Genomic DNA, 22856 nt, shown 5'->3' on the forward strand with positions numbered 1-22856 from the left:
CCGCCGTGGCCCTGCTGACCCCGGTGCTGATCGTGGGCGGAATCCTCGGCGGCATCATGACCGCCACCGAGGCCGGGGCCATCGCCTGTCTCTATGCCTTCCTTACGGGGACGCTGTATTTTCGCGAACTTGACCTCCCGGGCATCGCGAAATCCCTCATCGGCGCGGCACAGGGGACGGCGATGGTCCTTGTCATCGTCGGGGCCTCCTCGCTGTTCGCGTGGATCGTCGCCGACCTGCGGCTCAGTCAGGCGGTGGGGGATCTCATCACCCGCTTCGGCGACAGCCCGCTGCTGTTCCTGCTGATGGTCAACCTGTTTGCGCTGGGGCTGGGGCTGTTTCTGGATCCGCTGGCGGCGCTGGTGATCCTTGTGCCGCTGCTGCTGCCCAATGCGGTGGATCTGGGCATCGACCCCGTGCATTTCGGCATCATGCTGGTGTTCAACCTGATGATCGGGCTGACCACGCCGCCGGTGGGCTATCTGATCTACCTGTCCGCCCATATCGCCGGGGAACGGCCCGAACGGGTGATGCGCGAAAGCCTGCCCTTCATGGTGGCGCTGTTTGTCGCGCTCGCCATCCTGACCTTCGTGCCCGCCGTCACCACGCTGCTGCCCCGCCTGTTCATGACCTGAGAGAGCCCATGCGCATCCACGATCTGTCCATGCCCATCCTTGCCGATCACTTCCGCTGGCCCGCGCCGCGGCAGGTGACGGGGGATCATTCCGACACGCAGCCGTTTCAGGTGACCAAGCTCACGCTGTCCTGCCACAGCTTCACCCATGTCGACGCGCGGCGCCACATGCTGCCCGGCGCGCCGACCATCGACCAGACAGCGCCAGAGGATGTGGCGGGCGCCTGTTTTGTCGCGGATCTGAGCGATGTCGCCCCGGATGAAGAGATCACCGCCGCCCGCATCGCCAAGGCCATCGCCGGATATGGGGGCGAGCCGATCCTGCTGCTGCGCAGCGCATGGGACCGCCAGCGCGACTGGCGTACCCCGGCCTACTGGCGCGAGGCGCCTTACATGAGCCGGGAGGCCGCGCGCGCCGTGGCAGCCCTTGCCCCCCGCGCGGTGGCCTTCGATTTCCCGCAGGATTACACCATCCGGCTGTCGCTGGACGGCATCGTGCCGCCCATCACCGACCACGTCACCCATGACGAGATCCTGCGCCATGGCATCACGCTCATCGAATATCTGATCGGCACCGCCGCGCTGACCGGCCCGCGCTGTTTTCTCTGCGCGCTGCCGCTGAAGATCGAGGGCGCGGATGGCGCGCCTGCCCGGGTCGTCGCCTTCGAAGGGCTCGCAGAAGCCCCCGGCGCGACCTGAGCCACACCCATAACCACAGGGAGGAGACCCGATATGACCCTTATCCAGAAAATGCTGACCGGCGTGGCGCTGGCCTGTCTGCCCGCAGGGGCGGCGCTGGCCGACTATCCCGACCGTCCCGTCACCATCCTCGTGCCATGGGGCGCGGGCGGCGGCACCGACACGATCATCCGCATCTTCGCCACCGGCTTCGAAGAGGCGATGGGCCAGCCCATCAACGTGGTGAACCGCGATGGCGGATCGGGCGTGGTGGGCCATATGGCCATCGCGCAGGCACGGGCTGACGGCTACACGCTGGGGGCCTGCACGCCCGAGATCACCTATTTCAAATCCATCGGCCTTGCCGACCTGACGCCCGAGAAGTTCACCCTGATCTCGCGTCTGGCGCTGATCCCGGCAGGCATCACCGTGGCGCAGGACAGCCCCTATGCCGATCTGCCCGCGCTGGTCGAGGCGGTGAAATCGGAACCGGCGGGCCATTTCCAGTCCTCGGGCTCGGGCATCGGCGGCACGTGGCACATGGCGACGGCGGGCTTCCTCAAGGCTCTGGGCGAGCCGGTGGACAAGATCGACTTCATCCCCTCCAAGGGCGGCGCGCCCGCGCTGCAGGACATGGTGTCAGGCGGGCTCAACATGTTCACCGGCTCCCCGGTGGAGGCCAAGGCGCTGGCCGATGCCGGAGAGGTGCGGATCCTTGGCATCATGTCCGACGAACGGTCCGATGCCTTCCCCGACGTGCCGACGCTGAAGGAATCCGGCGTGGAGTTTGCGCTGTCGAACTGGTTCTCGCTCTGCGCGCCCGCCGGTCTGCCCGAGGAGGTGACGGCGAAGCTGGCCGAGGCCGCGCGCGAGGCACATGGCGCGGCGGTGGTGCAGGACGCGCTCGCGCAGCGCGGCATCACCCCCTATTTCGACGGGCCGGAAGAGTTTTCGACCTTTGCCGCAGGCTTTGCCGACGAGGCGGGCACGCTTCTGGGCGAGCTTGGTCTGGTGAACTGATCCGCTGCCCGCCGGAGCCACCGGCCCCGGCGGGCCCTCAAGGGCAGGCATGATGAAATTCAACGACCGAGTGATCGGCATTCTGGCCATTCTGGGCGGGATCGCCATCATCAGCGGCACCTTCGGGTTCCGCGAGGCACCGGGGCAGCAGTTCGGATCCGGCTTCTTCCCGCGCATCGTGGGTGCCGCCGCGATGCTGGCGGGGCTGGTGCAGGTTCTGGCGGCGTGCGATCCCGGCCCGTGGATCCGCATCGCGCCGGAACTGCGCAGCCGCGATGCCTTTCTGAAGCTGGGCGTGCTTGCCGCCGTGGTGTTCTGGCTGCTGACGGTCCAGATGCTGGGCTTTCTGCTGACCACGACGCTGGTGGCGCTGGCGCTGAGCGTGGCGATGGGGGCGCGGCCCCTGCCCGCCACCGGCGTGGCGGCAGGCCTCTCCGCGCTGCTGTGGCTGGTGTTTGGCATGGTGCTGCGGGTGCCGCTGCCGCGCGGCTTGATCGAAGGACTGATGTCATGGACGTGATGTGGGAGGCCCTGCTGCTTGTCGCCCGGCCCGATGTGCTGCTGACCATTCTTGCCGCCTCGACGCTGGGCATCGTGATCGGCGCCATTCCCGGTCTGACGGCGGTGATGGGCGTGGCGCTGCTGGTGCCCATCACCTTCTTCATGGATCCGGTGCCCGCCATTGCCGCCATCGCGGCGCTGGCGGCCATGGCGATCTTTTCCGGCGACATTCCCGGCGCGCTGCTGCGCATCCCCGGCACCCCCGCCTCTGCCGCCTATGTCGATGACGCCTTCGCCATGACGCGGGCGGGCCGCCCCGAACGCGGGCTGGGCCTGTCGCTGGGATCGGCGCTGATCGGCGGGGTGATCGGCGTGCTGCTGCTGATGTTCGCGGCGCCGCTGCTGGCGCGCTTCGCCACCAATTTCTCCTCGGTCGAATATTTCTGGCTGGCGCTGCTCGGCCTTTCCTGTGCCGCCATCGTGTCGACCGGATCGGCGCTCAAGGGCGTGCTGTCGCTGATCTTTGGCCTGTTCGTGGCCTTCATCGGCATTGACGAGGTGGCGGGCCAGCCGCGCTTTACCTTCGGCAGTTTCGAACTCATGGGCGGGGTCAGCTTCATTCCCGCGATGATCGGCATGTTCGCCCTGACCGAGATCCTGCGCAACGCCACCCGCAACGCGCCGAAACCCGAAGCGCCGCGCATGGGCCCGGTCTTTGCCGGGCTGGGATCGACGCTGGTCCACCGCTGGCGCAACGTGCTGCGCGGCGGGCTGACCGGGTCGCTGGTGGGCGCCCTGCCCGGCGCGGGCGCCGACATCGCCGCGTGGGTGTCCTATGCCATCGCCAAGCGCCGCTCCAGGACGCCCGAGAAATTCGGCACCGGCCATGACGAAGGCCTGATCGAGGCGGGCGCCTCCAACAATGCCGCGCTCAGTTCCGCATGGGTGCCGACGCTGGTCTTCGGCATTCCCGGCGACAGCATCACCGCCATCGTCATCGGCGTGCTGTATCTCAAGGGGCTGGAACCGGGGCCGATCATCTTCGTCAAGACGCCGGAGTTGATCTATGCCATCTTCCTGTCCTTCCTGCTGGCCAACCTGCTGCTGCTGCCCTTGGGCTGGGCGGTGATCCGGCTGGCGCGCCATCTGCTGCGGGTGCCGCAGGCCTATCTGATGCCGATCGTGCTATGCGCCTGCATCGTCGGCAGCTTTGCCATCAACAATTCGCCCTTCGGGGTGGGGATCATGCTGGCCTTCGGGGTGATCGGCTGGCTGTTCGAGGAAAACGGCATCCCCGTCGCCCCGGCCATCCTTGGCATCGTGCTGGGCGCCATGCTGGAATTCAACTTCGTGACCTCCATGCTGAAATCCAAGGGCGATCTGATGACCTTTGTCGAACGGCCCATCGCGGCGGGTCTGGGGCTGGTGGTGCTGCTGCTTTGGGCCGCACCGGTGCTGCGCGCGCTCAGGAGCCGGACATGAAGATCATCGACTGCCATCACCATTACTGGGATCCGCGCGTCAACCCGCATCCGTGGCTGACCGACCGTCCGATGATCCCCTTCCGCTATGGCGATTATTCGGCGATCTGCCGCCCTTGGCTGCCCGGGGATCACGCCCGCGCCGCAGCGGGCTGGGATCTGGTGGCCAGCATCACGATGGAGGGCGAATGGTCCCCCGCCGATCCCTTGGGAGAGGCGCGCTGGATGGCGCAGCTGGCGCAGGAGCAGGGCACGCCCGCCGCCCATGTCGGGCAGATCTGGCTCGACCGCGACGACTGCGCCGAGGTGCTGGACGGCTATGCCACGCTGCCGCTGACCCGCAGCGTCCGGCACAAGCCGCGCAGCACGCCCCGTCCCGGCATGGGCCCCGGCGGGCTTGCCGATCCGGCCTATCTGGCGGGGGTGGCGGCTCTGGCGCGGACGCCGCTGATGTTCGACCTGCAATGCCCGTGGTGGCATCTTGCGGATCTGGCGCGGCTGCGCGAGGTGGCGCCCGACCTGCCGGTGATCGTCAACCATACCGGCCTGCCCGCCGACCGGTCGCCTGAAGCGCTTGTTGGCTGGCGCGCGGCGCTGGAACAGGCGGCGGGCATGGGCACGGTCTATCTCAAGATCTCGGGGCTGGGCCTGCCGGACCGCCCATGGCGGCTGGAAGACAACCGCGACATCATCCGCACCGCCATCGACATCTTCGGCCCGGACCGCGCCATGTTCGGATCGAACTTCCCGGTGGACGGGCTCTGCGGCAGTTTCGACACGATCTTTTCCGGCTTCGATGCCGCCACACGCGACTACGGCGCGGCAGAGCGCGCCGCCCTGTTTCATGGCACGGCGGCGCGCGTCTATGGTCTGGATCCGGTCTGAGCCTCAGCCCCGCGCGGCGGGCTCTGCGTCCAGCCGCAGCACATGCTCGGATCCGGCGCCCTCGGCCTGCGGGTAGATCAGGGCAAGGCGCGGATCATGGCCGGGCAGCACATGATCGTCGCTGTCGGCCAGCGCCCGGATGACGTCATGCCCGGCGATCATGTCGGCGGAGCTGTAGACGATGGCAAAGGGGATGCCGCGTTCGTATTCCTCGTAATAATGCAGCGCATCCGAGGCAAGCACGACCCAGCCGCGCGCGGTGCGCACCCGCACGATCTCCTGCCCGGCGGTATGGCCGCCCACCCAGTGCAGGCTGACGCCATCGGCCACCTGCCGCTCGCGCCCGTGCAGATGCAGGCGCCCCGCGTGCAGCAGGCTGACCAGCTTCAGGATCTCGGCGGAGTCATAGGCGCGGCGGAACCACGGGCGTGCCATGAACGGCCCGGTGATATAGGCCATCTCCTCGGCCTGCATGTAGAACCGCGCGTTGGGAAAAGCGTCGAGATAACCCAGATGATCGTAATGGGCATGGGTCAGCAGCACCGTGTCGATCTGCGCCGCCTCCAGCCCCAGCGCCGCCAGCGCCGCGACCGGGCTCAGCAGCGGCGTGTGGCCGTGGCGGGCGGCGACCTGCGGATCCATGCCGGTATCGACCATGATCGCGCGGTCGTCAGAAACCAGCACCCAGCAGTAGAAATCCAGCACCAGCGGCGCCCCGGGATCGGGGTCAAGGATGTAATTCTGCCCCCGGGTCCGGTTGGCGTTGATGGCGTGACGGATGCCATAGATCCGCCATGTGGTCTCGTTCATGTCCTGCTCCTCCTGCTCCGCCGCAGGGTCCGGCGCGGGCGGGGCGAATGCAACCCCGATTGCGCCCCGGCAGGCGTCAGCCCACCGCCGCCCGCCATGCCTGCGCATAGGCGCGCAGCGGCGCGGGGTCGGGGGCAGTGACCGCGCGCCCCGCCGGGACGGCGGCGGCGGACCCAAAAAGCAGCGCCGCGCCCGCGCTGGTGCCGGTGGCGGATCCCATGGCGGTCACCCCCTGCGGATACAGGGCGGCCAGCATCTCCAGATAATCGGCATTCTGGGCAAAGGGCCCTTCGATGACCACCGGCCCCGCCGCCCCGGCAAGGCTCAGGCAGGTGTCGGTCATCAGCGCCAGATACCATGACAGCGCCAGCATCCTCTCGCCCTCGCTGCCGGGCGGAGAGGTCCAGCCGCCCTTCATCCCGCGAAACGGCCCCGATCCGCGTTCGGTCGCGGGCAGGCGCCGCAGCTGCCGCGCCAGCACCGCCTGACGGTCGGCGGCGGTGGGCCGGGCGGTCGCGCCTTCGCGCAGGATCTCGTATTCGCGCCCGCCCATGAAGCGGGCGGAGGGCACCGGCTGCCCCAGCGCGTTGACATTGACCAGCGTGTCGCGCGCCGGGTCCAGCGTCACCGGGCGGCCCCCCACCGCCATCGCCACCACCCATGTGCCGGTCGACACCACCGCAAAGGGCGCCTTGCGCGACAGCACATGCGGATAGAGCGAGGCGTTGCTGTCATGGATGCCGGTGGCCACGGGCGTGCGCGGCGTAAGCCCGGTGATCCGCGCCACCTGCGCCGAGACCGGCCCCAGCAGATCGGCGGCGCGGCGCGGCGGCGCCAGCCGCCCGGCAAGCCCGAGCCGGTCCAGCAGCGCCGAAGGCCGCCCCCGCCACGGATCCCACAGATCGGTGTGACAGCCCAGCGAGGTGACGTCGCTGGCCCGCACCCCGGTCAGACGGAAGCCCCAGTATTGCGGATAGGTCACCACATGCGCCAGCCGGTCGCGCAGCCCGGGATCGCGCTGCAGCATCCAGTGCAGCTGCGCGCCAAGGTTCAGCCCGGCGCCCAGCCGGGGGCTGCCGGTGTCGTCAAAGCCGGGGCGCAGCGCGTCATAGTCGGCGGCGCAGCTGTCGGGGCCGTCATGTTCGTAATCCAGCATCGGCGCGGCAAGCCCGCCCGCCGCATCCAGCAGCACCGCAGAAGCGCCATGGGTGGTGACCGAAATCGCATCGACCCGGTGGCGGGCGTGAAACCGCGCAAGCGCGTCGAGCAGAAAGGCCCAGTGACCGCTCAGATCGAAATGCGGCCAGGGCGGGCCGGGGATCACCCGGTTCGGCCGGGTTTCCACCGCAAGTTCGGACAGATCCGCCGCATCGACCAGCGCCAGCTTGGCATTGGTCTTGCCGATGTCGATCACCGCGATATGGGCGGGGGCGGTCATGGCAGGTGGAACATGGGCACGAGCTCCGTCACGCAGGGCGAGCCGTCGGGGTTGGTGTCCATGAGATCGGCCATATGCGCCCACCAGCGCTGCATCACCGGATGGGCGGGCAGATCGGCCATGCCGTGATCGGCAGGCCGCCAGAGCACGGCAAAAAGCGCCGACGTGTCGGGATCAAGATGGATGGAATAGTCGCGCACCCCCGCCTCGCGCAGCAGGGCGGCAAGCTCGGGCCAGATCGCGTCATGGCGGCGGCGGTAGTCTTCGGCGCAGCCGGGGCGCAGGGTCATGCGGAAGGCGTATTTTTCCATCACCGCCCCCGGATCCGCGCGACCAGCCGGGGAATGGCGATGACCCCGATCAGCAGCGCCCCGATAAAGATCGACATGACGATGCCCGGCACGTTGAGCAGGCCCAGCCCGAAGGTGACCATGCCCATGACCAGCGCCGCCAGCACCACGCCGGGAATGGATCCCGACCCTCCAAGGATCGACACGCCGCCCAGCACGACCATGGTCACCACCTCCAGCTCCCATGCCGAGGCGATGGAGGGCCGGGTGGATCCCAGCCGCGCGGTCAGGCAGACCGCCGCGATCCCCGACATCAGCCCGGTGAGCAGGAACAGCACCATTTTCACCCGCTCCACCCGGATGCCGGAAAACCGCGCCGCGGTGGGGTTGTTGCCGATGGTCACGACATGGCGGCCAAAATTGGTCCGGTGCAGCACGATCCCGTAGATCAGCGCAAAGACCGCAAACAGCACCAGTTCGAACGAGATCACCCAGACCACATAGCCACGCCCCAGCCATGCGAAGCTGTCGGGATAGCCGTTGAAGGCCTGATCCCCCAGCACGATATAGCTGATGCCACGGAACAGGCTCATGGTGCCGATGGTCACCACGATGGAGGGCAGGCCAAGCCGCGTGACCAGCGCGCCGTTCACCGCGCCGCAGGCCAGCCCCACCGCCAGCCCGATCATCACCAGCCCCGGCGTGCCCAGCCCGAACTGCAGCGCCCAGCCCATGGCGGTGGAGGCCAGCGCGATGATCCCCGCCACCGACAGGTCGATCTCGCCCGCGATGATCAGCAGCGCCATGGCAAAGGCGATCATCGCCTTTTCGGTGAAGTTGAAGGTGGCGTCCGACAGGTTCCACGGATCAAGGAAATAGGGGCTCGCCTGCGTGTTGGCGACAAAGATCAGCACCGCGATGCCCAGAAGCAGCACCTCCCAGCTGCGCGACAGGCGGGCCACGGGGCCGGTCAGCCGGTCGGGCAGGCTGCGGGAACGGGGGGGATCAAGCAGGCTCATGCCGTGGACTCCGGTCTGAGGATGAGACGCCCCGCCTTGGCAGAGGACCGGGCGTTGAAGGCGACGGCGATGATGATCGCGGCCCCTGAAATGGCGAGCTGCCAGAAGGGAGAGATCCCCGCCACGGGCAGCGCGTTCTTGATGGTGCCCAGAAACAGCGCGCCCAGCACCGCGCCGCCCACCGTGCCAAGCCCGCCCGCGATGGAAATGCCGCCGATCACGCAGGCGGCGACCACGTCAAGCTCGAACCCGCCCGCGACATCGACATAGGCCACCGCATAGCGCGACACCCAGAGATAGCCGCAAAGCCCGGCAAGCCCGCCCGCGATGGCGAAGGCGGCAAAGCGGGTGCGGCCCACATCGATCCCGGTATAGACCGCCGCATGGGGATTGCCGCCCACGGCCAGAAAGGCCCGGCCAAGCGCGCTGCGGTTGACCAGCACCGCAAATCCCGCGATCACCGCCAGCGCGATCCATGACAGCACCGGCAGCCCGATCAGCTCGGCCCGGGGCAGCGCCTTGTAGGCGGCGCTCATCTCGTGGCTGTTCACCCATGCGCCATCCGAGATCAGGAAGATCAGGCCGCGATAGATGGTCAGCGTGCCCAGCGTCACCACGATGGGCGGGATGTCCAGCTTCCAGACCAGAAGCCCGTTGACCATGCCCATCACCACCCCCAGCGTCACCGCCAGCGCGATCAGCGCCGCCACCGGCAGGCCCGGGACCGCGGCATTGAGCATGGCGGTGACCATGCCGGTCAGCGCGAGGTTCGAGGCCAGCGACAGGTCGATGCAGCGCGTCAGGATCACCAGCATCTGGCCAAGGGCCAGCATGATGAGGATGGCGGTGTCGTTGAACACCGCCGCCAGATTGCCGGGGCTGGCGAAGCCGGAAAAGCGGCTTTCCACCAGCAGCACCAGCGCGATCAGGGCGCCCAGCAGGATCGCCTCGCGCGATCTGACGAAGCTGCGGATCATGCGGCCACTCCTTTGCGGTCATAGCCGGCGGCGGTGCGCACCAGCGTTTCAGGGGTCAGCCCGGCGCGGTCGAATTCGGCGGCAATGCGCCCCTCGCGCATCACGATCACCCGGTCTGACATGCCCAGAATTTCCGGAATCTCGGACGAGACCATGATGACCGACAGCCCCTCTGCGGCGAGTTCGGCCATGAATTCGTGCACCGCCGCCTTCGATCCCACGTCGATCCCCTTGGTCGGCTCGTCAAGGATGATGACCTTGGGCCGGGTGGCGAGCCATTTGGCGATGACCACCTTCTGCTGGTTGCCGCCCGACAGCTCCCCCACCGGCTGGTCAAGCGCCGCCGCGCGCAGATCCAGCCGTTCGGTATAGGTGCGGGCCAGCGCAAATTCCTCCGCCATGCGGATGAAGCCACGGCGCGAGGTGCGGGGCAGCGAGGGCAGCGTGACGTTCTGGAAAATCGGCATCGCGGTCACGGCGCCCTGCCGTCCGCGATCCTCCGGCACATAGACGATGCCCTGCGCGATGGCCTCCGCCGGGGAGCGGATCACCGCGATGCGGCCATCGATGCGCACCGCCCCGCGCGCGGGCCGGGTCACGCCGAAGAGCGCCTGCATGACCTCTGACCGCCCGGCCCCCACCAGCCCGTAAAACCCGAGGATCTCGCCGCGCCGCAGGGTAAAGCCGATATCGGCGAATTCGGTGGGATGGGCATAGCCCGCCACGGTCAGCACCACCTCGCCGGGAACGGACTCGCGCTGCGGAAAGATCGTGTCCACCGCGCGGCCCACCATCTTTTCCACCAGCTGGGTTTCGGTGACATCGGCCATCCGTCCGGCATCGACCATCTGCCCGTCGCGGAACACGGTATAGCGGTCCGCGATGCGGAAGATCTCGTCGAACTTGTGCGAGATGAACAGGATCGCCTTGCCCTCGCGCTTCAGCCGGTCGACCAACTCGTAAAGCTCTTCGATCTCGGTGGCCGAAAGTGCTGCCGTGGGTTCGTCCATCACCACCACCCGCGCCTCGATGGATAGGGCGCGGGCGATGGCCACCAGATGCTTGGAGGCGATGCCAAGCTCGCGCAGCGGCGTCGCGGGGTCGATCTGCGCGCCGATCCGGGTCAGGATCGCGGCGGCCTCCCTGCGCATCCGCGCCCAGTCGATCAGCCCGAACCGCCCGCGCGGGGCATGGCCCAGAAAGATGTTTTCCGCGACGCTCAGGTCATCGAACAGCACGGTTTCCTGATGGATGGCGGTGACCCCTGCCGCTGCCGCATCGCTGGCCGTGGCAAAGCGCACCGCCGCGCCGTCGAGTTCGATCCGGCCCGCATCGGGCTGGTAAAGCCCGGTCAGGATCTTGACCAGCGTGGACTTGCCCGCGCCGTTCTCGCCGATCAGCGCGGTCACCTGCCCGGGATAAAGCGCCAGTTCCACATCGCTCAGCGCCTTGACCCCGGGAAAGCTCTTGCTGATCCCGGCCAGCCGCAGCACCGGACCCCTGGTCCCGGCGGTGTCGTCCGTCATGTCGATGGAATAGCTCATCACTCCCCCGGAAGCCGATGGTTGTCGTAAGATCGCGGATGGATATGGGCGCGGACCCGGCGCCAAGGCCGGGCCCGCAAGGGGGAGCCCCTCAGAAGACGCTCTTGAACTCGTCGATGTTGCTGGCGTCATAGGTGAAGGGTTCGGACATCGCGGCGCTGGTCTCGTCGTCCAGCGTGACGCTGCCCATCCGGCCCGTGGCGATCTCGGCGCCGGGTTCGGCGCTGGCCGCGTCGCTGGCCAGCGCATGGGCGATCATCGCGGCGGTGTAGCCCAGATCCACCGGGTTCCAGATCGCGAAGGACTTGGAGGCGCCGGATTCGATCGCCCCCGCCATTTCCGACGGCAGGCCCAGCCCGGTCACATTGACCTCCCCCACCTTGCCCGCATCCTGCACGGCCTGTGCTGCCGCGACGATCCCCACCGAGGTGGGCGCGATGATGGCATCCAGATCGGGATAGGTCTGGATCAGGCCTTGGGTCTCGCGATAGGACTTGTCGGCCAGATCGTCGCCATAGACGGTCGCCACCACCTCGATGTCGGGATACTGGTCCATCACCTTGGTCATCTCGGCGATCCAGACATTCTGGTTGGTCGAGGTGGAGGTGGCCGACAGCACCGCCACCTTGCCGCCTTCGGGCAGATGATCGGCGGCAAGCTTGATGATGGTCTGCCCGATCAGCGCGTCCGAGGAGGGCGCCAGATGCATCTCGCGGCCTTCGGGGGCCACGCCCGAATCCCAAGAGATCACCGTGATGCCGCGCTGCATCGCCTTCTGCAGGGCGGGCACCACCGCGTCGGGATCATTGGCGGAAATGGCGATGGCATCGACCCGCTGCGCGATCAGCGAATTGATCACCTCGATCTGGCCCTCCGCCGTGGTGGAGGTGGGGCCGGTATAGATGATCTCGGTATTGCCAAGCTCGGCGGCGGCCTCTTCGGCGCCACGCGCCGCAGCCTCGAAAAAGCCGTTGCCCAGCGATTTGGCGACCAGCGCGATGCGCATCGGATCCTGCGCCATGGCGCTGGTGCCCAGAAGGCTGGCGGCAAGGCCGAGCCCAAGGGCGAGACGTCTGTTGAATGTCATGTCTTTCCTCCCTGAAAGTCCTGTTTGATCGGCGGCGCGGTCAGCCCGCGTCAGCCTCCTCCTCGTCGGCCCCTGCGGGTGCCACGATCAGCGTTACGCCCGCGCTTTCCAGCATGGCGGCATGGGCATCGGTCACCCGGTCATCGGTGATCACGGTGTCGACCTGCGCCAGCGGGCACAGGATCAGGCTGGACCGCTTTTCGAATTTCGTGCTGTCGGCAAGGATCACCACCTTGTCCGCCTGTCCGATCAGTTTCTGTTCGGACTGGATCACCAGCGGATCCGGTTCCATGATGCCGATGGGGGCAATGCCCTGACAGCCCATGAACATGCAACGCGCGTAGAAATTGCGCGTCACGTCATTGTCGAAGGGCGACAGGATGATGTTCTGCTCGCGGTAGATGGTGCCGCCGGGCAGGACAACGGTGTTCTTGGTCTGCCGCAGCAGATGTTCCGCGATGGGAAAGGAATTGGTGAAGACCTGACAGCGGCGCGTGGCCAGCGGATGCACCATCTGAAAGGTGGTGGTGCCGCCGTTGATGATGATCGACTCGCCATCTTCGACCAGCGCCACCGCCGCGCGCCCGATGGCGCGTTTCTGCCGGGCATTCTTGGACAGGTTCACCGAAAACGGCCGCCCCGCCAGCCCGATCACCGCAGGTGGCGCCACGGATTCCGCGCCGCCCCGGACGCGGCGCAGCTTTTTCTGCATGTGCAGCGTCGCGATGTCGCGCCGGATCGTCGCCTCGGAGGACTCGGTCATCTCGACCATTTCCGCGACCGAGACGAAGGGCTTGGCCTCGACGGCGGACAGGATGACGCGATGGCGTTCGTTTTCGTGCATGGGATCCTCCCTGATGTCGCAGGCTGCCCGACAAAACCAATCACTGTCAATCATAAATGATCGTATAATGAGTTTCTGCGCCTGCAAAATGATTGTTATTGATTGTTTGTGATTGACATTCAGCTGCCCCGGCGCAACCCTGCCTCCCGAACCGGGCTGAGCACCTTGGCCGTGATGGGAGGATTCTTCATGCTTAACACCGCACCGGGAACGGCGCTCGACAACCTTTGGGACGACGCGCATGCGGCGACGCTCAGCGACTCCGACAAGCTGCTCTATCGCTCCAACCTCTTGGGATCGGACAAGCGGGTGACCAATTACGGCGGCGGCAACACCTCGGCCAAGGTGACGGAGACTGATCCGCTGACCGGCGCCCCGGTCGAGGTGCTGTGGGTCAAGGGATCGGGCGGCGACATCGGCACGATGGACAAGCAGGGCTTTGCCACGCTTTACATGGACAAGCTGCAGGCGCTGAAGGGGCTTTACCGCGGCGTCGCCTTCGAGGACGAGATGGTGGGCTACCTGCCGCACTGCACCTTCGCGCTGAACGCGCGCGCGGCCTCCATCGACACGCCGCTGCATGCCTATGTGCCGCGCCGCCATGTCGACCATGTGCATCCCGACGCGATCATCGCCATCGCCGCCTCGGCCAATTCGGAAGCTCTGACGCGGCAGATCTTTGGCGACGACATCGGCTGGCTGCCGTGGAAAAAGCCCGGTTTCGAGCTGGGCCTGTGGCTGGAGGAGTTCTGCCGCAAGAACCCAGCTGCCAAGGGGGTGGTGCTGGAAAGCCATGGCCTCTTCTGCTGGGATGACGACGCCAAGACCTGTTACGAGACGACGCTGGCCACCATCAACCGCGCCATCGCATGGTTCGAGACGCAGATGCAGGAAGTGCCCGCCTTTGGCGGCCCGGCCCATCCGACCCTGCCCGAACCCGAGCGCCGCCGCATCGCCGCAGCGCTGATGCCCGCGATCCGGGGCATGATCTCCGAAGGCAGCCACAAGGTCGGCCATTTCGACGACCAGCCCGCAGTGCTGGACTTCGTGGCGGCTGCCGAGATGCGGCGGCTGGCCGCCCTTGGCACCTCCTGCCCGGACCATTTCCTGCGCACCAAGATCCGCCCGCTGGTAGTGGAGTTTGACCCCGCAGCCCCGGATCTGGACGCGACGCTGGCGCAGCTTTCGGCCATGGTGGAAGCCTATCGCGCCGAGTATGCCGCCTATTACGACCGCTGCCGCCATCCCGACAGCCCGGCGATGCGCGATCCCAATGCCGTGGTCTATCTGGTGCCCGGCGTGGGCATGATCACCTTTGCCAAGGACAAGGCCACGGCGCGGGTATCGGCGGAATTCTATGTCAACGCCATCAATGTCATGCGCGGCTCGGATGCGGTCAGCGACTATCGCGGCCTGCCAGAGCAGGAGGCCTTCGACATCGAATACTGGCTGCTGGAAGAGGCGAAGCTGCAGCGCATGCCGAAGCCCCGGTCGCTGGCCGGGCGCGTCGCCATCGTCACCGGTGGGGCGGGCGGCATCGGGGCTGCCACGGCGGAGCGTTATCTTGCCGAAGGCGCCTGCGTGATGCTGGCCGATATCGACGCCGAGGCACTGGCCGCCACCCGGCAGGCGCTGGCCGCCCGCCACGGCGCGGACCGGGTCGCGACGGTGGAGATGAACGTGACCTCCGAAACGGCGGTGGCTGCGGCCTATGCCGACCTGGCCGTGGCCTTTGGCGGGGTCGACATCGTGGTGTCGAATGCGGGCATCGCCTCTTCGGCCAGGATCGAGGACACCACGCTGGAGCTTTGGGACCGCAACATGTCGATCCTGTCCACGGGGTATTTCCTTGTCTCGCGCGCGGCGTTCCGGCTGCTGAAGGCGCAGGGCATCGGCGGCTCCATCGTCTTTGTCGCCTCCAAGAACGGGCTCGCCGCCTCGCCCGGGGCCGCCGCCTATTGCACCGCCAAAGCCTCGGAAATCCATCTTGCGCGCTGCCTTGCGCTGGAAGGCGCGCCAGAGGGCATCCGGGTCAATGTGGTGAACCCCGACGCGGTGCTGCGCGGATCCAAGATCTGGTCCGGCGAATGGCTCGACCAGCGCGCCGCCACCTATGGCACCGACAAGGAGGGGCTGGAGGAGATGTATCGCGCCCGCTCGCTGCTCAAGCGGTCGGTGCTGCCCGAGGATGTGGCGGAGGCCTGCTATTTCTTCGCCGCCGATCTCAGCGCAAAATCGACCGGCAATATCCTGAACGTGGATGCCGGCAACGTGCAGGCCTTCACCCGCTGACCGGCGGGGCAGGCAGACAGGGCCCGCGGCAGGCCACAGGCCGCTGCGGGCGGGACGAAACGGGAGGACAGCGTGATCGACAGGACCATCATCGAGGCGGCCAATGCGGCTGCCGAACCGGGGCTGCGCGCCGAGTATGACGCGCTGGGAGAGCAGCTTGACCGCCGCGGCCTTGCCATCGACAGCCTCAAGGCGCGGGTGGCGGCCTATGGCATCGCGATCCCGTCCTGGGGAGTGGGCACCGGCGGCACGCGCTTTGCGCGCTTTCCCGGCGCGGGCGAACCTGCGGGGATCTTCGACAAGCTCGACGATTGCGGGGTGATCCACCAGTTGACCGCCGCCACGCCGCGCGTGTCGCTGCATGTGCCGTGGGATCTGGCCCCCGCCGCCGATCTGCGCGCCAAGGCGGAAGAGGTGGGCTTGGGCTTTGACGCGATGAATTCCAACACCTTTCAGGACCAGCCCGGGCAGGCGTCAAGCTACAAGTTCGGCTCGCTGTCGCATGTCGATGGCGGCACCCGCGCGCAGGCCGTGGAGCATAACCTTGCCTGCATCGAGCTTGGCCGCGAGATCGGATCAAAGGCGCTGACGGTCTGGGTGGGCGACGGGTCCAACTTTCCGGGCCAGAGCCATTTCACCCGGCAGTTCGACCGCTATCTGGACAGCGCCCGGCAGATCTATGCCGCGCTGCCCGGGGACTGGCGGCTTTTCACCGAACACAAGATGTTCGAGCCTGCCTTCTATGCCACCGTGGTGCAGGACTGGGGCACCAATTACCTGATCGCCACCGAACTTGGGCCGCAGGCGCAGTGCCTTGTGGATCTGGGCCATCACGCGCCCAATGTGAACATCGAGATGATCGTGGCGCGGCTGATCCGCTTCGGCAAGCTGGGCGGCTTTCATTTCAATGACAGCAAATATGGCGATGACGATCTGGACACCGGATCCATCGATCCCTACCGGCTGTTTCTGGTGTTCAACGAACTGGTCGATGCCGAAGGCCAGCCCGGCTTTGACCCCGCGCATATGCTGGACCAGAGCCACAACGTCACCGATCCCATCGAAAGCCTGATGTCCTCCGCGATGGAGGTGCAGCGCGCCTATGCGCAGGCGCTGCTGGTGGATCGCGCCGCCCTGTCGGGCTATCAGGAGGAAAACGACGCGCTCATGGCCTCCGAGACGCTGAAGCGCGCCTTCCGCACCGATGTCGGCCCGATCCTTGCCATGGCCCGGCTGGAGGCGGGGGCGGCCATCGATCCCGTCGCCACCTTCCGCCGCTCGGGCTACCGGGCGGAGGTCGCGGCGCGACGGCCCCAATCCGGCGGCAGCGGCGGCGGCATCGTCTGATGCCTTGGCCGGGCGGGGCCTCAGCCCCGCTCGCGCGCCAGTGCCGCCAGCACCTCCTCGGTATGCTCGCCAAGACGGGGGGCGGGCAGACGGGCCGCGCAGGGGGTGCGGCTTAGCTTCACCGGAAAGCCCAGCATCCGCACCGTGCCGCGATCCTCGCCATGCGGCACGTCGATCGCCATGTCCTGCGCTTGGATCTGCGGATCGGCAAAGACCTCTTTCAGCGTCTGGATCTTGCCGGTGGGCACGCCCGCGCGGTTGAGCCGGACAATCCAGTTTTCGCGCGTGTCACTGGCCAGCGCCGCATCCAGCAGCCCGTGCAGTTCCTCGCGCCGGGCGAAGCGCTTGTCGTTGCTGTCAAAGCGCGGATCGGACAGCAGGTCGGGCAGGCCGATCTCGGCCAAGAGCCGTCCCAGCACCTGATCGTTGGAGGCGGCAATGGCGATCTGCCCGTCGGCGGCATTATAAAGCCCGTAAGGCGCCACCAGCGGATGATCGTTGCCGGTGCGCTGCGGGTTCTCGCCGGTGACAAAATGCTCGGAGGCAAGATAGGCCATCATGCTCAGCACGCCATTGACCATGGAGGTTTCCACCGCCTGCCCCGCCCCGTCGCGGTTGCGGCCATGCAGCGCCGAGACGATGCCGAAAGCGGTGTAAAGCCCCGCCACCAGATCGGTGACCGGCTGGGCCGCGCGCAGCGGCGGCTGGTCGGCGGGGCCGTTCACGCTCATGAACCCGCTCATCGCCTGCGCGATGAAGTCAAAGGCGGGCCGGTCGATATAGGGCCCGGTGGAGCCGAAGCCGTTGACGCTGGCCACGATCAGCCGGGGATTGAGGCGGTCCAGTTCCTCCTGCGGGAAGCCCATCCGCGCCAGCACGCCGGGGCGGAAGTTTTCGACCAGCACGTCGGCGGTTTCCAGAAGCCGGGCCAGCGCCTGCCGCCCCTCGTCGGAATAAAGATCCAGCACCACGGATTTCTTGTTGCGGTTGAAGCTCGCGAAATACCACGAAAAGCCGTTCTTGTGATGGCCCTGCCCGCGCACCGGATCGCCTGCGGGGCTTTCGATCTTGATGACCTCCGCCCCCATATCCCCCAGCAGCATGGAACAGAACGGCCCGGACAGCACGCGGGTCAGGTCGATCACCCGGATCCCGTCCAGCGGCGGCTTCATCCCCGTCGCCACGGTCATGCCGCATCCCCGCGCGAGGAGCGCACCGCGTCGCGCCCATAGGCCCGCAGCCGCGGCCCCGCCTTCATCACCTGCCCCGGCAGTTTCTGGCCAAGCGCGGTTTCGGTGCGCTGCGCCACGCCGATCAGCGCCTCTAGGTCGATGCCGGTTTCCACCCCGCTTTCGTGCAGCAGATAGACCAGATCCTCGGTGCAGATGTTGCCGGTGGCGCCCGGGGCGAAGGGACAGCCGCCGATGCCCGCCACGCTTGCCTCGAACCGGGTGATGCCCTCCTGCAGCCCGGCATAGGCGCAGGCCAGCCCGACGCCGCGCGTGTTGTGGAAATGCAGCGCGATGTCGGCCTGCGGCAGATCTGCGGCCAGCGCCCGGCAGCGTTCCTGCACCAGACGCGGTGTCGCCATGCCGGTGGTGTCCCCCAGCGAGATCTTGGTGATGCCGCAGTCGGCATAGGCCTTGGCCACATGCAGGATGTCGCTGACCGGCACATTGCCTTCGAACGGGCAGCCAAAGGCGGTGGCGATGGCGCCATAAACCGCCACGCCCGCCTCCTGCCCCATCCGCGCGATCTCGCGCGCGGCGGCAAGCGAGGTGTCGCGCGCGCAGTTCACATTGGCCTGGTTGTGGCTTTCGGAGGCCGACAGAAACACCACCATCGCATCCACCTTCGCCTCGATGGCGCGGGCGGCGCCGCGGGCATTGGGCACCAGCGCGGTCAGTTCGGCACCACGGCTGCGGTCGATGGCGGCCATGACCTCGGCGGCATCGGCCATGTTGGGCACGGCGCGCGGGGCGACAAAGGACGTGACCTCCAGCTGCGGCACCCCTGCCGCGATCAGCCCGTTGATCATCGCGATCTTCACATCCGTGGGCACCGGCTCCGGCCAGGCCTGCAGCCCGTCCCGGGGGCCCACGTCCACGATCCGCACTCTTTCGGGGAAACCCTCCAGCGTGACCTGCGTCATAAGCCCTCCTCCAAAAGCTGTTGATGTGGTCTACCGGCGTGGTATACCACCCGGACAGGGAGGGTCAATGCAGACCATGGACGCCACTGACGCGGGGGATACGGCGGCACTGCCGCAGGCGGAACGCGCCCTTCAGGACATCCGGCGGGATGTGCTGTCGATGGCCTTCGCCCCCGGCGAGCCGGTGTCCGAACGCGCCCTGCAGGACCGCTACCACATGTCCCGCACCCCGATCCGCGCGGCGCTGGCGGCGCTGAGCGCCGAAGGGCTGGTGGATCGCGACCCGCGCGGCGGCTATCTGATCGCGCCCATCGACCTGACCGAGATCCGCGACCTGTTCGAATTCCGCGAAGAGCTGGAAGATACCGCCGTGCGGCTGGCCTGCCGCCGCGCGCAGGCGGAGGATCTGGCGGCGCTGCGCCAGACCATCGACCGGGGCCGCACCGATTTCCGGGTGGAGGACTGGATGGCCTCCGGGCTTGACGTGCATGTGGAGCTTGCCGCGCTGTCGGGCAATCCGTTCCTGCGCGATGCGGTGCGCGCTGCCGTGGGCCGGGCGCTGCGGCTGCGCTGGCTGCTGGCAAGCGATGCCGCACAGCGCGAAACCGCGTGGCAGGAACATACCGAAATTCTGGATCTCGTCACCGCCGGGCAGGAGGATGCGGCGGCGCGCCAGATCCGCCTGCACACCCGCGCCGTGCGGGACCAGATCCTTGACGCCGTGGAGGGCGCGCGCCGGTTTCTTGGCACGCGTGGCGTTGTCGATCACAAACAGGGTCGGGGAGGCAGCGTCTAGACCCAGACACCAGACCACCCGGGGCGGGAGACCCCGGCAGAGCAGCCCGTCAGGGCCAAGGGACAAAAGGGAGGAAACCATGTCCATCACGCGCAAACTTGTCACCGGAGCGATCTTCGCCACCGGGCTTACCGCCATCAGCGCTGTCACCGCCAGCGCCGCCGAATGCATCGCCCCCGCCGATCCGGGCGGCGGCTGGGATTTCACCTGCCGCACCGTGGGGCGGCTGCTGACCGATCTCGGCATCGAAGACAGCTCGGTTCAGGTCACCAACATGCCGGGCGGCGTCGGCGCCGTGGCCTTTGCCAATGTGGCGGGCAAGCGCGCGTCCGAAGGTGAACTGCTGGTGGCCACCTCCACCGTGGGCGTCACCCAGATCGCGCAGGGCAAATATCCGGGCGGTGTCGACGTGATGCGCTGGGTGGGCATGCTGGGCACCGATGTCGGGGTCATCACCGTGCCGGCGGATTCCGAATATGACAGCATCGACGACCTGCTGGATGCGCTGAAGGCCGATCCCACCTCCATCCCGGTGGCCGGATCCTCGGGTGCGGGCGGCTGGGACCATATCCGCCTGCTGATGCTGGCCGATGCGGCGGGCATGTCCGGCGAGGATTACAAGGCGATCCGCTGGGTGCAGTTCGATGGCGGCAGCCCCGCCGTGACGCAGATGCTGGGCGGTCAGGTCGGCGCGGTCTCCACCGATCTGGGGGAGATCGCAGGCTTCGTGGAATCCGGCGACATCAAGATCCTCGCGGCCCTGTCCGACGAGCCGATCCCCGCCTTCCCCGACGCCCCCACCGCCAAGGCGCAGGGCTATGACGTGACCGGCTACAACTGGCGCGGGTTCTATACCGGCGGCGACGTCTCCGATGCCGAGTATCAGGCATGGGTCGACAAGCTGAAGGCGCTATACGACACCGCCGAATGGAAGGAAGCCGCCGAAGGCAACGGGCTGATCACCGTCTGGCGCGGTGGTGACGAGTTCGAAACCTATGTGGCCGAACAGGCGCAGCAGATGGAAGAGATCTCGCGCAGCATCGGGGTCATTCAATGATCGACCGCATGGTCGGAGCCGTGATCTTCATGATCGCGGTTTCGGCCGTCTGGGTGGCGCGCGGCTACGAGGCGAGTTTCGGGGATCCTCTGGGCCCCGCCGCCTTTCCGCAGATGGTCGCAGCACTTGCGGCCATCCTCAGCCTCGGGCTGCTCCTGCGCCCCGATCCCGACCCCGTCGCACAGTCCGGCCCGGCGCTGGCCCGGCAGCTTTGCACGCTGGCCGTGCTGTCCGGCTATGTGCTGCTGCTGGAGCCCTTGGGCTTTCCGCTGTCGACCACGCTGGGCACCGGCTGTCTGGCGCTGCTGTTCGGCGCCCGGCCATGGAAGGCGGGCGTGACCGGTCTTGCGGTCGGCATCTCCCTTTTTGTGATCTTTGACGCGGTGCTGGGGCTGCCCCTGCCCTTTGCCCCCGCGATCTTCGGCTAGCGAGACTTCATGGACATCCTGACCTCTCTCATGGGCGGGTTCGCCGTCGCCGTCACGCCGCTCAACCTTGCGCTGGCGGTGTTTGGCTGTTTCGCGGGTACGCTGATCGGCGCGCTGCCCGGGCTTGGCCCGGTGAACGGCGTGGCCATCCTGATCCCCGTGGCCTTCGCCATGGATCTGGAACCGGGCTCGGCGCTGATCATGCTGTCCTGCATCTATTACGGCTGCATGTATGGCGGGCGGATCAGTTCGATCATGCTCAACATTCCGGGCGACGAGCCCGCGATCATGACCACGCTTGACGGCTATCCCATGGCGCAGCGCGGGCAGGCCGCCAAGGCGCTTGGCATCTCGGCGGTGGCCTCGTTCACCGGCGCCACCTTTGCCACGCTGGGGCTGACCTTCTTTGCGCCGCTCTTGGCCAAGGCCGCGATCCATTTCGGCCCGGCGGATTACTTCGCGCTTTATGTCATGGCTTTCGCCACCATCGGCGGCGTCACCGGCGTGAACCCGTTCAAGACGCTGCTGGCCGCCGTGCTGGGGCTGCTTCTGGCCAGCGTCGGGCTTGATCCCGCCACCGGCACCGCGCGCTTCACCTTCGGGTCGTTCCATCTTTATGACGGGTTCGATCCCATCGTCGCCATCGTGGGCCTGTTCGCGGTCAGCGAGATCATCATGTATTTCGAAAGCCACGCCACCTCGGGCGCGGGTCCGGTCAAGCTGGGCCGCGCCCTGCCCCGGCTGCGCGAGATGTTCGAGGGCTATGGCGCGGCACTCCGCGGCTCGGTCATCGGCTTTATCTGCGGCGTGCTGCCCGGCGCGGGCGCCTCGCTGGGGGCGTTTGTGTCCTACAGCACCGAAAAGCAGCTCAGCGACAAGGACGGCACCTTCGGCACCGGCGATCCGCGCGGCATCGCGGCGCCGGAGGCAGGCAACAACGCGGCCTCGGGCGGGGCGCTGATCCCGATGCTGACGCTCGGCGTGCCGGGCTCCGGCACCACGGCGGTGATGCTGGCGCTGCTGGTCTCGCTCAACATCCAGCCCGGACCGCTGCTGTTCGAACGCCAGCCCGATCTGGTCTGGGGGCTGATCGCGGCGCTCTATCTGGCCAATGTCGTGCTTCTGGTGCTGAACATCCCCATGGTCGGCATCTTCACCCGGCTGCTGTCGCTGCCGCAATGGCTGCTGATGCCCATCGTGGTGATGGTCAGCTTCATCGGCATCTATTCGATCAGCCATTCCACCTTTGACCTCTTCGTGATGATCGGCTTCGGCATCCTTGGCTACGGGCTGCGCAAGCTCGACTTTTCGCTGGTGCCGGTGGTGCTGGGGCTGCTTCTGGGCGCGGACATGGAAAACAACCTGCGCCGCGCGCTGTCGATTTCCGGCGGAGAGTTCGGCATCCTGCTGCAAAGCCCCATCGCGCTGGTGATCTATGGCTTCACCGCGCTGATGCTGGTCTTTTCCTTCGGCATCGCGATGCGCCAGCGCCCCGGCGCACGCTAAGCGCCCACGCGCCCGCCCTTGCGGCGGGCGCGACCGCTTCAGCCCGTCTCGGCTGTTGCCATGCTCCGCC

Annotated in this window: 22 protein-coding genes; 12 read left to right on the top strand and 10 right to left on the bottom strand. The window is 67.4% G+C overall.

Going from position 1 to position 22856, the window contains the following annotated elements; all coding sequences use genetic code 11:
- The 6 genes from VK682_RS08230 to VK682_RS08255 all read left to right on the top strand — a co-directional run.
- Positions 1-635 (top strand): TRAP transporter large permease subunit (locus VK682_RS08230; protein WP_324781649.1); only part of this gene is annotated, 635 nt, incomplete at its 5' end.
- An 8-nt stretch (positions 636-643) separates the two neighbouring features.
- On the top strand, positions 644-1333 hold the full coding sequence (locus tag VK682_RS08235; RefSeq protein WP_324781650.1) for a cyclase family protein: 690 nt from the start codon (positions 644-646) through the stop codon (positions 1331-1333).
- 33 nt (positions 1334-1366) lie between these two features.
- On the top strand, positions 1367-2332 hold the full coding sequence (locus tag VK682_RS08240) for a Bug family tripartite tricarboxylate transporter substrate binding protein (RefSeq protein ID WP_324781651.1): 966 nt from the start codon (positions 1367-1369) through the stop codon (positions 2330-2332).
- Between the two features lie 52 nt (positions 2333-2384).
- Positions 2385-2852: a tripartite tricarboxylate transporter TctB family protein gene (locus VK682_RS08245; protein ID WP_230795462.1), complete on the top strand. Its 468-nt coding sequence runs from the start codon at positions 2385-2387 to the stop codon at positions 2850-2852.
- On the top strand, positions 2843-4315 hold the full coding sequence (locus VK682_RS08250; protein WP_324781652.1) for a tripartite tricarboxylate transporter permease: 1473 nt from the start codon (positions 2843-2845) through the stop codon (positions 4313-4315). The genes VK682_RS08245 and VK682_RS08250 overlap by 10 nt, the downstream gene beginning before the upstream one ends.
- Complete coding sequence (locus VK682_RS08255; RefSeq protein WP_324781653.1) at positions 4312-5199, top strand: amidohydrolase family protein; 888 nt, start codon at positions 4312-4314, stop codon at positions 5197-5199. Before VK682_RS08250 ends, VK682_RS08255 begins: the two co-directional genes overlap by 4 nt.
- Positions 5200-5202: 3 nt before the next feature.
- On the opposite strand, the gene VK682_RS08260 is transcribed toward VK682_RS08255, so the two are convergent.
- The 8 genes from VK682_RS08260 to VK682_RS08295 all read right to left on the bottom strand — a co-directional run bounded on the left by VK682_RS08260 (position 5203) and on the right by VK682_RS08295 (position 13208).
- Positions 5203-6009: an N-acyl homoserine lactonase family protein gene (locus VK682_RS08260; RefSeq protein WP_324781654.1), complete on the bottom strand. Its 807-nt coding sequence runs from the start codon at positions 6007-6009 to the stop codon at positions 5203-5205.
- A gap of 76 nt (positions 6010-6085) precedes the next feature.
- On the bottom strand, positions 6086-7447 hold the full coding sequence (locus VK682_RS08265) for an FGGY-family carbohydrate kinase (protein WP_324781655.1): 1362 nt from the start codon (positions 7445-7447) through the stop codon (positions 6086-6088).
- Positions 7444-7758: an L-rhamnose mutarotase gene (locus VK682_RS08270; protein WP_324781656.1), complete on the bottom strand. Its 315-nt coding sequence runs from the start codon at positions 7756-7758 to the stop codon at positions 7444-7446. The genes VK682_RS08265 and VK682_RS08270 overlap by 4 nt, the downstream gene beginning before the upstream one ends.
- Positions 7758-8756 (bottom strand): ABC transporter permease, encoded by a 999-nt coding sequence (locus VK682_RS08275; RefSeq protein WP_324781657.1) that lies wholly within the window; start codon positions 8754-8756, stop codon positions 7758-7760. Before VK682_RS08275 ends, VK682_RS08270 begins: the two co-directional genes overlap by 1 nt.
- Positions 8753-9733, bottom strand: a complete 981-nt coding sequence (locus tag VK682_RS08280) for an ABC transporter permease (RefSeq protein ID WP_230795470.1) — start codon at positions 9731-9733, stop codon at positions 8753-8755. The genes VK682_RS08275 and VK682_RS08280 overlap by 4 nt, the downstream gene beginning before the upstream one ends.
- Positions 9730-11277 carry a sugar ABC transporter ATP-binding protein gene (locus VK682_RS08285; protein WP_324781658.1) on the bottom strand — a complete coding sequence of 516 codons (1548 nt, stop codon included), beginning with the start codon at positions 11275-11277 and terminating at the stop codon, positions 9730-9732. The genes VK682_RS08280 and VK682_RS08285 overlap by 4 nt, the downstream gene beginning before the upstream one ends.
- A gap of 91 nt (positions 11278-11368) precedes the next feature.
- The gene (gene rhaS / locus VK682_RS08290) at positions 11369-12364 is read right to left on the bottom strand and encodes a rhamnose ABC transporter substrate-binding protein (RefSeq protein ID WP_230795471.1); all 996 of its coding nucleotides are present in this window, start codon (positions 12362-12364) and stop codon (positions 11369-11371) included.
- Between the two features lie 40 nt (positions 12365-12404).
- A complete protein-coding gene (locus VK682_RS08295) occupies positions 12405-13208 on the bottom strand; it encodes a DeoR/GlpR family DNA-binding transcription regulator (RefSeq protein ID WP_089849201.1) in 804 nt (267 codons plus the stop codon).
- Between the two features lie 189 nt (positions 13209-13397).
- On the opposite strand from VK682_RS08295, the gene VK682_RS08300 reads away from it, so the two are divergent.
- Both VK682_RS08300 and rhaI read left to right on the top strand, forming a co-directional pair.
- On the top strand, positions 13398-15500 hold the full coding sequence (locus VK682_RS08300) for a bifunctional rhamnulose-1-phosphate aldolase/short-chain dehydrogenase (RefSeq protein WP_324781659.1): 2103 nt from the start codon (positions 13398-13400) through the stop codon (positions 15498-15500).
- Positions 15501-15572: 72 nt separating this feature from the next.
- Positions 15573-16847, top strand: coding sequence for an L-rhamnose catabolism isomerase (gene rhaI / locus VK682_RS08305; protein WP_230795473.1), 1275 nt, complete (start codon positions 15573-15575; stop codon positions 16845-16847).
- Positions 16848-16867: 20 nt separating this feature from the next.
- Here rhaI and VK682_RS08310 read toward each other — a convergent pair whose 3' ends face one another.
- Together VK682_RS08310 and VK682_RS08315 are read right to left on the bottom strand one after the other, a co-directional pair.
- Complete coding sequence (locus tag VK682_RS08310; protein ID WP_230795474.1) at positions 16868-18037, bottom strand: CaiB/BaiF CoA transferase family protein; 1170 nt, start codon at positions 18035-18037, stop codon at positions 16868-16870.
- Positions 18034-18999 (bottom strand): hydroxymethylglutaryl-CoA lyase, encoded by a 966-nt coding sequence (locus tag VK682_RS08315; RefSeq protein WP_324781660.1) that lies wholly within the window; start codon positions 18997-18999, stop codon positions 18034-18036. Before VK682_RS08315 ends, VK682_RS08310 begins: the two co-directional genes overlap by 4 nt.
- Positions 19000-19066: 67 nt before the next feature.
- Between VK682_RS08315 and VK682_RS08320 the strand changes: the two genes are divergently transcribed.
- The 4 genes from VK682_RS08320 to VK682_RS08335 all read left to right on the top strand — a co-directional run bounded on the left by VK682_RS08320 (position 19067) and on the right by VK682_RS08335 (position 22786).
- On the top strand, positions 19067-19795 hold the full coding sequence (locus tag VK682_RS08320; RefSeq protein WP_324781661.1) for a GntR family transcriptional regulator: 729 nt from the start codon (positions 19067-19069) through the stop codon (positions 19793-19795).
- 79 nt (positions 19796-19874) lie between these two features.
- Positions 19875-20852, top strand: a complete 978-nt coding sequence (locus VK682_RS08325) for a Bug family tripartite tricarboxylate transporter substrate binding protein (protein WP_324781662.1) — start codon at positions 19875-19877, stop codon at positions 20850-20852.
- Positions 20849-21280: a tripartite tricarboxylate transporter TctB family protein gene (locus VK682_RS08330; protein ID WP_089849187.1), complete on the top strand. Its 432-nt coding sequence runs from the start codon at positions 20849-20851 to the stop codon at positions 21278-21280. The genes VK682_RS08325 and VK682_RS08330 overlap by 4 nt, the downstream gene beginning before the upstream one ends.
- Before the next feature lie 9 nt (positions 21281-21289).
- On the top strand, positions 21290-22786 hold the full coding sequence (locus tag VK682_RS08335; RefSeq protein ID WP_324781663.1) for a tripartite tricarboxylate transporter permease: 1497 nt from the start codon (positions 21290-21292) through the stop codon (positions 22784-22786).
- Positions 22787-22856 lie beyond the last annotated feature (70 nt).

Source organism: Salipiger marinus (genome assembly GCF_035481585.1).
Lineage (GTDB): Bacteria > Pseudomonadota > Alphaproteobacteria > Rhodobacterales > Rhodobacteraceae > Salipiger > Salipiger marinus.

Bases quoted from the DNA above. Each gene is read 5' to 3' on its own strand.
- VK682_RS08260 (WP_324781654.1), bottom strand. From the start codon at position 6,009: ATGAACGAGACCACATGGCGGATCTATGGCATCCGTCACGCCATCAAC.
- VK682_RS08255 (WP_324781653.1), top strand. From the start codon at position 4,312: ATGAAGATCATCGACTGCCATCACCATTACTGGGATCCGCGCGTCAAC.
- VK682_RS08285 (WP_324781658.1), bottom strand. From the start codon at position 11,277: ATGAGCTATTCCATCGACATGACGGACGACACCGCCGGGACCAGGGGT.
- VK682_RS08320 (WP_324781661.1), top strand. From the start codon at position 19,067: ATGCAGACCATGGACGCCACTGACGCGGGGGATACGGCGGCACTGCCG.
- VK682_RS08295 (WP_089849201.1), bottom strand. From the start codon at position 13,208: ATGCACGAAAACGAACGCCATCGCGTCATCCTGTCCGCCGTCGAGGCC.
- VK682_RS08245 (WP_230795462.1), top strand. From the start codon at position 2,385: ATGAAATTCAACGACCGAGTGATCGGCATTCTGGCCATTCTGGGCGGG.
- VK682_RS08315 (WP_324781660.1), bottom strand. From the start codon at position 18,999: ATGACGCAGGTCACGCTGGAGGGTTTCCCCGAAAGAGTGCGGATCGTG.
- VK682_RS08310 (WP_230795474.1), bottom strand. From the start codon at position 18,037: ATGACCGTGGCGACGGGGATGAAGCCGCCGCTGGACGGGATCCGGGTG.
- VK682_RS08270 (WP_324781656.1), bottom strand. From the start codon at position 7,758: ATGGAAAAATACGCCTTCCGCATGACCCTGCGCCCCGGCTGCGCCGAA.
- rhaS (WP_230795471.1), bottom strand. From the start codon at position 12,364: ATGACATTCAACAGACGTCTCGCCCTTGGGCTCGGCCTTGCCGCCAGC.
- VK682_RS08280 (WP_230795470.1), bottom strand. From the start codon at position 9,733: ATGATCCGCAGCTTCGTCAGATCGCGCGAGGCGATCCTGCTGGGCGCC.
- VK682_RS08300 (WP_324781659.1), top strand. From the start codon at position 13,398: ATGCTTAACACCGCACCGGGAACGGCGCTCGACAACCTTTGGGACGAC.
- VK682_RS08275 (WP_324781657.1), bottom strand. From the start codon at position 8,756: ATGAGCCTGCTTGATCCCCCCCGTTCCCGCAGCCTGCCCGACCGGCTG.
- VK682_RS08250 (WP_324781652.1), top strand. From the start codon at position 2,843: ATGGACGTGATGTGGGAGGCCCTGCTGCTTGTCGCCCGGCCCGATGTG.
- VK682_RS08330 (WP_089849187.1), top strand. From the start codon at position 20,849: ATGATCGACCGCATGGTCGGAGCCGTGATCTTCATGATCGCGGTTTCG.
- VK682_RS08325 (WP_324781662.1), top strand. From the start codon at position 19,875: ATGTCCATCACGCGCAAACTTGTCACCGGAGCGATCTTCGCCACCGGG.
- VK682_RS08235 (WP_324781650.1), top strand. From the start codon at position 644: ATGCGCATCCACGATCTGTCCATGCCCATCCTTGCCGATCACTTCCGC.
- VK682_RS08240 (WP_324781651.1), top strand. From the start codon at position 1,367: ATGACCCTTATCCAGAAAATGCTGACCGGCGTGGCGCTGGCCTGTCTG.
- VK682_RS08335 (WP_324781663.1), top strand. From the start codon at position 21,290: ATGGACATCCTGACCTCTCTCATGGGCGGGTTCGCCGTCGCCGTCACG.
- VK682_RS08265 (WP_324781655.1), bottom strand. From the start codon at position 7,447: ATGACCGCCCCCGCCCATATCGCGGTGATCGACATCGGCAAGACCAAT.